This window comes from Bacillota bacterium, assembly GCA_013314855.1.
In the GTDB taxonomy this organism is placed as follows: domain Bacteria; phylum Bacillota; class Clostridia; order Acetivibrionales; family DUMC01; genus Ch48.
The window spans coordinates 1-10,789 of record JABUEW010000133.1; the positions used below are offsets into that span (position 1 = coordinate 1).

The window sequence follows — 10,789 nt, forward strand, 5'->3', positions numbered from 1 at the left end:
ATGGAATGGTTAAAAGAATTGGATTAATTCAGTTAAAAATTATGTAAAGATTTTTGCCGGATGTGCTTGAGAATACAAGTACTTTCGGCAATTTCTTTACATAACAAAAAACTTGTCATATCCGGTATTATGTGAATCTTTACATAATACCGGAAATACACCTACCCTTCTTCTTGAGGTTCCTCCTTATAGGGTTCCAAATGTAAAACTTCAGCTTAAAAAACTATGGATGCGCATAAAATGCTTTTTAAAAGAGGCAATACCCTACGTACTGGGAGGCATACTTCTTATTAATCTTTTGCATGTATCCGGTATTATAGCCTGGATAGGCAAATTGTTTTCTCCCTTGGTAAAAGGCGTGTTCGGGCTTCCTGAGGAAACAGTGGCTGCATTGATTATTGGTACTGTCAGAAAAGATGCGGCCGTTGCACTTCTTGAGCCTATTGGGTTAAGCAATATGCAAATGGTTACTGCCGTTGTGGTGCTTACACTGTATTTTCCATGTGTAGCAACCTTTACTGTCTTGTTCAAAGAGCTTGGAATAAAAGATACTATAAAAGCTGTAGCTATAATGCTTGTTGCAACACTTGCAGCGGGAGGGGGATTAAATTTTTTAAGCTATATATACAGTCCCGGGGTTATCATAGTTGTTGAACTGGCTCTTGTTACGATATTTTTACTTATTATCCCGTCTGCTTTTAAATCAAAACTCATGGAGAGAAAAGATGAGTACTTTGTTAAATAGAATGGTTCAGAAATAAAAATACGAAATTGGTATAAATTGAATGCCAATAAATATTGAAAATTTCCTCTTGCAAAAATTTCACATATGTTTTATAATATAAACGAAGGTCAAAGATAGTCAAAAACAGTAAGGGTGATGTAAGATGGCAAGGTTAAGCGATATAATTGAAGAGTTTATAAAAAGTATGATAGATGAGATGGACGGGGTTATTGAAATACAAAGGAATGAGCTGGCAAACTATTTTAATTGTGTGCCCTCCCAAATAAACTATGTTATAGATACCAGATTTACGAGCGAAAGAGGATACTATGTTGAAAGCAGAAGGGGAGGCGGCGGGCATATAAAGATAAAAAGAGTGAATTTTTCGACCCCTTCCAGTTACCTTATGCATATAATTAATTCTATGGGAGACGATATTACACAGCAATCGGCAGAAGTTTTTATAAAGAATTTTGTTGATTATGATATTATATCAAAAAGGGAAGCTTTGCTTCTTAAGGCTGCGACCAGTGATAAAGCTTTGAACCTTGTTCCTGTAAATGTCAGGGATAATTTAAGGGCAAGTATACTAAAAAATATGCTTATTAGTTTGATAGTATAACTACTGGTAATGTGATGATAATATAATTATTATTGTGATAGCTTATTAATAAAGGAAGTGATTTTAATGCAATGCCAAATTTGCAATAAAAGGGCTGCAACTGTTCATTTTACTCAAATAGTGAATAACCAGAAGGTGGAAATGTATCTTTGTGAAGAGTGTGCAAAAGAGCGAGGGGCTTATGGTTTTGAAATACCACTTAATGTTAGCAATTTTTTTGCAAGCTTTTTAGGCTTTAATAACAGTAAACCCTATGTACAACAGTTCCAAAGGGCAGTAAGCTGTAATAAGTGCGGTATGACTCTAGAAGAATTCCAGAGCACAGGAAAAGTTGGATGTAATAACTGTTATGAGACCTTTGGGGAAAATCTTAAGCCTTTAATAAGAAGGTTGCATGGAAGTGTAGAGCATAACGGAAAAATCCCGGCAAGGCTATCAAAAACTATGTCCATAACAAGGGAAATTGCCAGACTTAAGGAACTTTTGAATAAAGCTATTGAAAAGGAAGAATATGAAAAAGCAGCAGAGATAAGAGATAAAATAAAAAGCCTGGAGGTGGGGTTATAATGAACGGAAAAGTTAATATGATACCTGATCATGACGTTATAGTTAGCAGCAGGGTGAGACTTGCAAGGAATTTTAGCCAATACCCGTTTCCATCTAAAATGAATAGCAAACAGGCGGAAGAGATTATTGGGAATGTTAAGGACGCTATTTTAAATTATTACGATGCAGAAATAGGAAACTTATTGTTTGTAGATATAGGAAGTTTGGGAAATATTGACAAACAAATGTTGGTAGAAAAGCACCTCATAAGCCCGGATTTAGCAGCCAGTACCAAAAGAAGTGCAGCCATTATAAGCAAAAATGAAAATATAAGTATAATGATTAATGAAGAAGACCACCTGAGGATACAAGTCCTTTTTCCAGGCATGCAAATAGACAATGCATGGAAACTTTGCGATAAAATAGACGATATTCTTGATAAAAAGATTGAATTTGCCTACAGCAATGTTTATGGTTATTTGACATGCTGCCCCACAAATCTGGGTACCGGAATAAGGGCATCGGTCATGCTTCATCTGCCTGCATTGGTTATGACAGGGTATATAAGGAATATTCTTGAAGCATGCGGTAAACTGAATATAGCAGTTAGAGGAATGTATGGAGAGCATAGTGAAGCAATAGGAAATATGTTTCAGATGTCAAACCAGATTACCCTTGGGCAGACGGAAGAGGAAATAATATCAAGCATTAAAAATATAGCAACACAGATAGTGGAGCAGGAAAAGGCATTAAGAAATGAGTTATATAGACAAAATACAATTAAATTTGAAGACAAAATATACCGTTCCTTTGGAATCCTTGCAAATGCCAGGACCATATCTACAGAGGAAAGCTTAAGATTAATTTCTGATGTGAGATTGGGCATAGATTTGGGAATAATTAAAGATATAAATACTGATACATTAAATGAAATAATGCTATCAATACAGCCGGCCTGTCTCCAGAAGCTTTTGGGAAGGCCGTTAGACTCGAACGAAAGAGATATAAGAAGGGCAGAGTTAATAAGGATGAAGCTTAAGAAGAGTTAATATGAAAAGCGTGATAAGCGTCGCATTGCGTTGTCAGACTTCGGGCGCAAAAATCCTCACATATACCCACATATGCTCCGGTTTTTGCGCCTCGTCTTCCTAGCACTGCTCGCTTCTGACGCTTTTCATTGATATTTGTGAACGGAGGTCATGGGAGTTAATATGATGAATATTTACAGATGAAAGGAGAGGAAAAAAATGTTTGGACGTTTTACTGAAAGGGCAGAAAAAGCATTAGCCTACTCACAGGAAAGTGCAATGGAGTTAGGCCATAACTATGTAGGTACTGAACACCTTCTTTTAGGGCTTGTTAAAGAAGGAAGCGGCGTAGCTGCACGTGTCCTTCAAAGCCAGGGTGTTACTGAGGGTAAGATATTGAGGGAGATAGAACAACTGGTTGGAAGAGGAGAAAAGACCGGCCAACAGCCTCTTGGATTTACTCCAAGGACAAAGAGGGTTTTGGAATTAAGCTTTAAAGAGGCCAGAAAAATGAACCAGAACTATATAGGTACTGAGCATCTTCTTCTTGGCATAATGAGAGAAGGAGAGAGTGTTGCAGTAAGAATTTTAATGGATTTAGGTGTAGACCCGCAGAAACTTTTATCTGAAATTGTAAGGATTTTGAATGAAGAAACTCCCGGTTCTGTTGGCGCACAAAGAAATAACAGCGGGTATGCAAATACACCCACACTTAACCAATTTGGCCGTGACCTTACAGAAATGGCAAGAGAGGGCAAATTTGACCCAATTATTGGTCGTGACAAAGAAATTGAAAGAGTAATCCAGGTTTTAAGCAGGAGGACTAAAAATAACCCTTGTTTAATTGGAGAGCCTGGTGTAGGTAAAACTGCAATAGCCGAAGGACTTGCCCAGAAAATTGTCGAGGGGAATATTCCGGAAATTTTAAAAGATAAAAGGGTAGTTACATTAGACCTTTCAGCAATGGTTGCAGGAGCCAAATACAGGGGTGAGTTTGAGGAAAGGTTGAAAAAGGCAATGGATGAGGTGAGAAAAGCAGGAAATGTTATCCTGTTTATTGATGAAATGCATACCATCATTGGAGCAGGTGCTGCTGAAGGAGCCATAGACGCATCCAATATCCTCAAACCTGCGCTGGCCAGGGGAGAGATACAGGTTATAGGGGCAACTACGCTTGATGAGTATAGAAAACATGTAGAGAAAGATGCAGCCTTAGAAAGGCGCTTCCAGCCCATTACGGTTGAGGAACCTTCAGTTGAGGAAACATTGGAAATATTAAAAGGAATAAGGGATAAATATGAGGCTCACCACAGGGTTAAAATCACCGATGAAGCACTGGAAGCTGCGGCAAGATTAGGAGACAGGTATATTACAGACAGGTATTTGCCTGATAAGGCAATAGATTTAATAGATGAAGCTGCATCAAGAGTTCGTCTCAGGGCTTTTACCATTCCTCCTGACTTAAAAGATTTGGAAATACAGCTTGAGGATTTAATTAAAGAAAAAGAAGATGCTATCAGATGTCAGGAGTTTGAAAAAGCTGCAAAGATAAGGGATAAAGAACATGAACTAAGAGACAGGCTTGAAAAAGCAAAAAATGAATGGCAACAGAAGAACCAAACAAAAACCGATATTGTTACTGAAGATGAGATAGCAGAAATTGTGTCCAGCTGGACGGGCATACCTGTAAAGAGGCTTGCAAAAGAAGAAACTGAGAGACTTATGGAAATGGAAGGAATACTTCATAAGAGGGTAATAGGCCAGGAAGAAGCGGTAAAAGCTATTTCGAAGGCTATCAGAAGAGGGCGGGTAGGATTGAAAGACCCTAAACGTCCGGTAGGTTCATTCATTTTCCTTGGGCCTACGGGAGTAGGAAAAACCGAATTAAGTAAAGCCCTTGCGGAGGCACTGTTCGGCGACGAGAATGCAATGATAAGAATTGATATGTCCGAGTATATGGAAAGGTTTACTGTATCAAGGCTGGTGGGTTCGCCTCCGGGTTATGTGGGTTATGATGAAGGTGGCCAATTGACAGAGAAGGTAAGAAGGAAGCCTTATTCCGTAATACTTTTTGATGAGATTGAAAAGGCTCACCCGGATATATTTAATATACTTCTACAGATTTTGGAAGATGGAAGACTTACAGACTCCCAGGGAAGGGTGGCGGATTTCCGTAATTCTGTAATAATCATGACCTCTAATGTAGGAGCAAGGCTTATTACTGAACCCAAACGTCTTGGTTTTGCAGCGGGTGAAGAGGATAAGGCAAGAAGTTATGAAGAGATGAAAAACAATGTTATGGGTGAATTAAAAAAGACCTTCAGACCTGAATTCTTAAATAGGGTTGACGAAATAATAGTATTCCATCCTCTTGATCAAGAGCATATAAAACAAATCGTGGGCTTGATGCTGGAAAACCTTGCTGCCAGATTGAAACAAAACGGAATTAGTATAGAAGTTACAGATAATGCAAAAGCGTTTATTGCAAAGAAAGGATTCGACCCGATTTATGGAGCAAGGCCGTTACGCAGGGCAATACAGAATATGATTGAAGATAGGCTGGCTGAAGAAATGCTGGATGGAACCATTAAAGCAGGAGATAATGTATTGGTAGATGTAAATGAGGAAAATATAGTATTTACTCCTGTAAACCGGGCGGAAAAGACACCTGCTTTGTAGAAAAGAAAGCATCAGCAGAGAGTAAATTAATAGGTAAAGCATAATAGGATTATGCTTGTTCCAGCTCGCTGATGCTGATTTCCCGGGTGTGTAAGGTATGGTGCCAGTGTTTGTTGTTCTTGCTCAAAAAACCTTGAATGGTTATTGGAACCCACGTTAGACAATAAATAGGATATATCAGGAAACCCAATATAATTATTGGGTTAAATTTTTTTTCTGCCAATATTATAAGAGGACCATATAAAAACTGTAATATTACAAATATGTTCCAGAGTTCAGGAGGGAAAATATATTTTAAATTGAAAAATGGGGATTGGGGATAGATTGCTTGTATCCATATCATAACTGTAGCTAACCCCAGAAGTATGAATCTAATAGGTTGAAAAAGATAAATTGCACAGTCAAAGGCTACCAGGTTGTATTCCCTGAATGACTTTTTTAAAAGGGGCAACAGAAAACGACTCGCACAATCTGCGTGACCTTGCATCCACCGCTTGCGCTGTTTCCAGGATTGCTTTAAAGTTATTGGTTTTTCATCGTATACTACGGCATTATGAGCCCAGGCAACCTTGATATCATTCAGGGCAAGTTTAATTGTAAACTCTAAATCTTCTGTCAGGCAGGTAGCCCCCCAACCTATTTTTTTCAATACTTCAAGGTCAACGCAAAAGCCTGTGCCACATAGGCTGCATGTAAGTCCCAAGTAATATCTGGGCAGTTGAAATATCCTGTTAGACAGCCAGAATGCTATGGAATAGGAACATGTAATCCATGAATCCAAAGGATTTTTACTGTCTATGTAGCCCTGGACAACTTTGTAACCTTTACAAAGCTGCATATTCATTTCCCTTAAGTAATTAGATGAGACAAGGTTATCTGCATCGAAAACACTTACGGCATCATATTTTTCTTCCATGGAAAAGATTTTGTTGAACATCCATTCAAGGGCGTAACCTTTACCTTTTTGTTTTTGGTTTTCCCTGATAAAAACGTTGGCGCCATGTTTTTTGGCAATTTCTGCCGTCCTATCGGTGCAATTATCTGCTATTACAAAAACGTTATAGAGTTCTTTAGGATAATTTTGTCTGGAGAGTGAATCAATTATATGAGCAATTACAAGTTCTTCATTATGGGCAGCTATTACAAGAGCAAACTTTTTTTTAGGCGGATAGTTGAGAGCATTTTCTTCCTTTCTTTTTATCCACCCAAATATTGATATACTGAAAAAATAACAGCCCATAACAAATACTGTAATTTGTAAAAATTGAGTAATCAAAAAAAGCATTTTATCCATGCTAGACACTATTTCACTCCTCTACAAACAAAATTTCTTTAATTATTTTGTGCTATATGAGGTAAAATATTTATGATACATTTTGCCTGTTGAAATGATATAATAGTTGTGCTGATTCAATAGTTGTGCTGATTGGAGGATGATGAAAATAAAAACCTACTTTAACAATGCTATAATCGGTAATTCAAGCATGCTGGCATGTTTAACAGATAAGGGGCAGATTGTAAGGCTTTTCTGGCCCAATATTGACTATCCTCAACACATTGAAAAATTAAATATGGGAATATTTTTTCCTGACAGAAAACACAGTACTGTATGGTTTGACGAGGACAAATGGGATATTGGCCAGTACTATATTGAAAACACCAATATCCTGAAGACTTTATATGCAGATAATGAAATTGGGGTGGAAATAAGCCAAACTGACTTTGTTGTACCAGGTAAGGATGTATTAATCAGACATTATGAAATTAAGAATAGCGGTTTGGAAGAGAAAGAGCTGGGATTTATTTTGTATTCTTCCTTTATTAGCAACAACCAGGATATAAGGGGCTCATTGTTTGATTTTGGGAATGAAGCGTTAATTCACTATAGGCACAGTTATTATATTTCTATTTCAGGCGACAGGGATACCCACCAATTCCAATTGGGTAATAACGCTTTTGAAGCTGCAAATAGTACAGAGCTTTGTGGTGTAGATTCTATCGGAATGATGCCTGATGGTACACTGTCCTGGAAATTGGGAGAATTTTTACCAGGAGAAGTTAAATCCTTTACTCTTTATATTTGTGCATCAAAAACTTTAAAGGACTTGAAAAACCTGACTAATGAAACAAGGAAATACGGTTGGTTAGAGAAATACCGCTTAACTGAGAAGTATTGGAAAGATTTCTTTAGCAGCGTCAGGAAAGTTAATACCGGCATAGACACAGTGGATAACTTGTACAAAAGATCTCTTCTGGTATTCAAACTTATGCAAAACGAAAGTACCGGCGGATTACTGGCAGCTCCCGAAGTGGATGAACATTTTACCAAGTGCGGCAGATACGCTTATTGTTGGGGGAGAGATGCTGCTTTTATTACAGAAGCCTTGGACAGGTGCGGACTTAAAGACGCAGTGGACAAATTTTATGAATGGGCGGTAAATGTACAGGACCATGAAGGCTTTTGGCATCAAAGATATTACCTGGATGGCAATCTTGCCCCTTCGTGGGGGTTACAGGTTGATGAGACCGGAACGTTAATTTGGGGCATGTTGCAGCATTATAAAATAACAAATGACATGGGTTTTTTAGAAAAAATGTGGATGAGTGTTGAAAAAGGGGTGGAGTTTTTAGTTTCTTTTGTTGATAAAGAGACAGGACTCCCAAAACCAAGTTATGACCTGTGGGAAGAGAGGATGGGTGAACACACATATTCTTCTGCTGCAGTTTACAGTGGGATTATAGCAGGTGTTGAAATTGCAAAAATGCTGGGGTTGTCTGCGAGAATTACAGGCAAATGGGAGGAAACCGCTGCCCAAATTAAGGAAGCCATTGTAAAAGTTTTGTGGAAAGAAGAATATGGTCGGTTTTTAAGAAGCGTAAGAACCAAACTGAATCCCTGGGGAAGTGAGTATTCCGAAGAAAAAACTTTAATTAAAGTTAATCCGAAGGGGTATTACAGGGATGTAACCCTGGAGGATAGCACTGTAGATGTAAGCCTTTTGGGGGTATGCGTGCCTTTTGGTATTTTTGATGCAGGCGACCCGAAGGTAGAGTCAACGGCACAAGCCATAGAGCAAATCCTTGAGTTCCCTGAAGTGGGAGGCATTGGACGCTATGAGAATGATAATTATATTAGCGGAAATCCATGGGTAATTGCTACTTTATGGGTTGCATTGTACCATATTCGAAAGAAAAACTACCATAAGGCAAAAGAATATTTCAAATGGGCTGTAAACGCCAGGACGAAACTGGATTTTCTGCCGGAACAGGTGGATAAATATACCGGAAAGCCGGCGTGGATTATTCCATTAACATGGTCTCATGCCATGTTTGTGCTAGTTCTGTTTGAACTGATTGAGGCGGAAGTAATTTAAATTATTAGACAATGAGATATAAGATAGACGGGTTGATTAAATTAATGAGGTGTGATGTTTATGGGAAAAGTTAGATCAATTTATGTTTGCCAGGAATGCGGATATGAAAGCCAGGGTTGGTTGGGCAAGTGCCCTGCATGTAACCAATGGAATACTTTTGTAGAAGAGGTGGCGCAAGTTGCTGTTAAAGGTAGTAAAGGTATTTTAGAAAGCGGCATTACAGGTGAAATTAAAGCAGTTGGCATAAATGATATAGAAATTCAAAAGGAAGAAAGATATAGTACAGGGATAAAGGAACTGGACAGAGTACTTGGAGGCGGAATTGTCAAGGGTTCTCTTATCCTGGTTGGCGGTGACCCGGGAATAGGAAAGTCAACACTGTTACTCCAGGTTTGCGAGAAGGTTGAAGTAATGGGAAAAATTCTTTATGTTTCAGGTGAGGAGTCAATAAGGCAAATAAAATTAAGGGCTGACAGACTGAATGTAAAAAATCCGAAAATAGTAATAGTTTCCGAAACAAACTTAAGGCTTATAGAAAAACTGATAATTAGCGAGATGCCGGGAATTGTAATTATTGATTCCATACAAACAATCTTTAATGAAGAGATGGCTTCTGCACCGGGCACAGTAAGCCAGGTAAAGGAAACAACGGCAGTGTTTATGAAAATAGCAAAAACGCTGAATATTCCAATGATAATTGTAGGACATGTAACAAAAGAAGGTGCCATAGCCGGACCCAAAGTCCTGGAGCACATGGTGGATACTGTTTTATACTTTGAAGGTGAAAGGCATCTCAGTTATAGAGTGCTCAGGTCTGTAAAAAACAGGTTTGGTTCAACAAATGAGATTGGAATTTTTGAAATGAAAGAAACGGGGCTTGAAGAAGTGGAAAACCCTTCAATGGTAATGTTATCGGAACGTCCTGAAAATGTTCCCGGTTCTGTCGTGGTGTCAAGTGTGGAGGGTACCAGGCCAATGCTGGTAGAGGTCCAAGCCCTGGTCTGTCCTACTAATTTTGGAATGCCTAGGAGAATGACCACTGGCGTAGACTATAACAGGGTAACTCTTTTAATGGCTGTATTGGAGAAAAGGGCTAATTTGCACCTGCATAACTTTGATGCCTATGTAAATGTGGTTGGAGGTTTAAAGATTGATGAGCCGGCATGTGACTTAGGAATAGCTGTAGCAATAGCATCCAGTTTTAAAAATACATATGTTGATTCAGATACAATAATAATAGGCGAAATTGGATTAACAGGAGAGGTAAGGGCTGTAAATAAAATTGAAACAAGAGTAAATGAAGCAATGAGGATAGGGTTTAAAACATGCATAATTCCCTATGGAAACATGAAGATGATTACACAAAGCGGATTAGATGAAAAAATTTCAGTTAAACCTGTTGAAAATATACAGAAAGTACTGGACCTGTTGTTATAGATTAAATTAAAGCCCAAAAATTAAAGATAGCACCCAAAGATAGGGGCGCATTTTCTATGTATGACCCATATAATGACAGAAACATTGCGCAAGGCCTCGTAGAGCCTGTTAATCCGACGAGGGATAAGCAAATCAACTGTTAGAGCAAAATAATTACATTAATGTAATATTAAATTTTATTCAAATTATTTTGCGAGTTTGATTTGCCCCGAAGTGAATTTACAGGCTCTAGAGGCCTGAAGCATCGTTTCTGGAATATAATGGGTCATGGGAAGAAAATGCGCCCCCCAAAGAAGATAGTCAGAGATGAAGCACGAATTTAAAAGAAAGAGAAAACAAGAGTTATAGAGAGTAGCAAAAAAATATTTTCGCAAAACCG

General features: G+C 38.3%; 8 protein-coding genes. 7 read left to right on the plus strand and 1 reads right to left on the minus strand.

Going from position 1 to position 10,789, the window contains the following annotated elements; all coding sequences use genetic code 11:
- Positions 1–112 precede the first annotated feature (112 nt).
- The 5 genes from HPY74_17275 (at position 113) to HPY74_17295 (ending at position 5,599) form a co-directional block, all read left to right on the plus strand.
- Complete coding sequence (locus tag HPY74_17275; GenBank protein NSW92388.1) at positions 113–745, plus strand: hypothetical protein; 633 nt, start codon at positions 113–115, stop codon at positions 743–745.
- A 142-nt stretch (positions 746–887) separates the two neighbouring features.
- Entirely contained in the window at positions 888–1,346 is a 459-nt protein-coding gene (locus HPY74_17280; GenBank protein ID NSW92389.1) for a CtsR family transcriptional regulator, read from the plus strand.
- A gap of 66 nt (positions 1,347–1,412) precedes the next feature.
- Positions 1,413–1,913: a UvrB/UvrC motif-containing protein gene (locus tag HPY74_17285; GenBank protein ID NSW92390.1), complete on the plus strand. Its 501-nt coding sequence runs from the start codon at positions 1,413–1,415 to the stop codon at positions 1,911–1,913.
- Positions 1,913–2,941, plus strand: coding sequence for a protein arginine kinase (locus tag HPY74_17290; protein NSW92391.1), 1,029 nt, complete (start codon positions 1,913–1,915; stop codon positions 2,939–2,941). The genes HPY74_17285 and HPY74_17290 overlap by 1 nt, the downstream gene beginning before the upstream one ends.
- Positions 2,942–3,139: 198 nt before the next feature.
- Positions 3,140–5,599, plus strand: a complete 2,460-nt coding sequence (locus HPY74_17295) for an ATP-dependent Clp protease ATP-binding subunit (protein NSW92392.1) — start codon at positions 3,140–3,142, stop codon at positions 5,597–5,599.
- Positions 5,600–5,648: 49 nt separating this feature from the next.
- On the opposite strand, the gene HPY74_17300 is transcribed toward HPY74_17295, so the two are convergent.
- Positions 5,649–6,893: a glycosyltransferase family 2 protein gene (locus HPY74_17300; protein NSW92393.1), complete on the minus strand. Its 1,245-nt coding sequence runs from the start codon at positions 6,891–6,893 to the stop codon at positions 5,649–5,651.
- A gap of 142 nt (positions 6,894–7,035) precedes the next feature.
- Here HPY74_17300 and HPY74_17305 point away from each other — a divergent pair, with 142 nt between their 5' ends.
- Positions 7,036–8,973 carry a glycoside hydrolase gene (locus tag HPY74_17305; GenBank protein NSW92394.1) on the plus strand — a complete coding sequence of 646 codons (1,938 nt, stop codon included), beginning with the start codon at positions 7,036–7,038 and terminating at the stop codon, positions 8,971–8,973.
- 60 nt (positions 8,974–9,033) lie between these two features.
- On the plus strand, positions 9,034–10,410 hold the full coding sequence (radA, locus tag HPY74_17310) for a DNA repair protein RadA (protein NSW92395.1): 1,377 nt from the start codon (positions 9,034–9,036) through the stop codon (positions 10,408–10,410).
- Positions 10,411–10,789 lie beyond the last annotated feature (379 nt).

Bases quoted from the DNA above. Each gene is read 5' to 3' on its own strand.
- HPY74_17280 (NSW92389.1), top strand. From the start codon at position 888: ATGGCAAGGTTAAGCGATATAATTGAAGAGTTTATAAAAAGTATGATA.
- HPY74_17305 (NSW92394.1), top strand. From the start codon at position 7,036: ATGAAAATAAAAACCTACTTTAACAATGCTATAATCGGTAATTCAAGC.
- HPY74_17295 (NSW92392.1), top strand. From the start codon at position 3,140: ATGTTTGGACGTTTTACTGAAAGGGCAGAAAAAGCATTAGCCTACTCA.
- radA (NSW92395.1), top strand. From the start codon at position 9,034: ATGGGAAAAGTTAGATCAATTTATGTTTGCCAGGAATGCGGATATGAA.
- HPY74_17285 (NSW92390.1), top strand. From the start codon at position 1,413: ATGCAATGCCAAATTTGCAATAAAAGGGCTGCAACTGTTCATTTTACT.
- HPY74_17290 (NSW92391.1), top strand. From the start codon at position 1,913: ATGAACGGAAAAGTTAATATGATACCTGATCATGACGTTATAGTTAGC.
- HPY74_17300 (NSW92393.1), bottom strand. From the start codon at position 6,893: ATGGATAAAATGCTTTTTTTGATTACTCAATTTTTACAAATTACAGTA.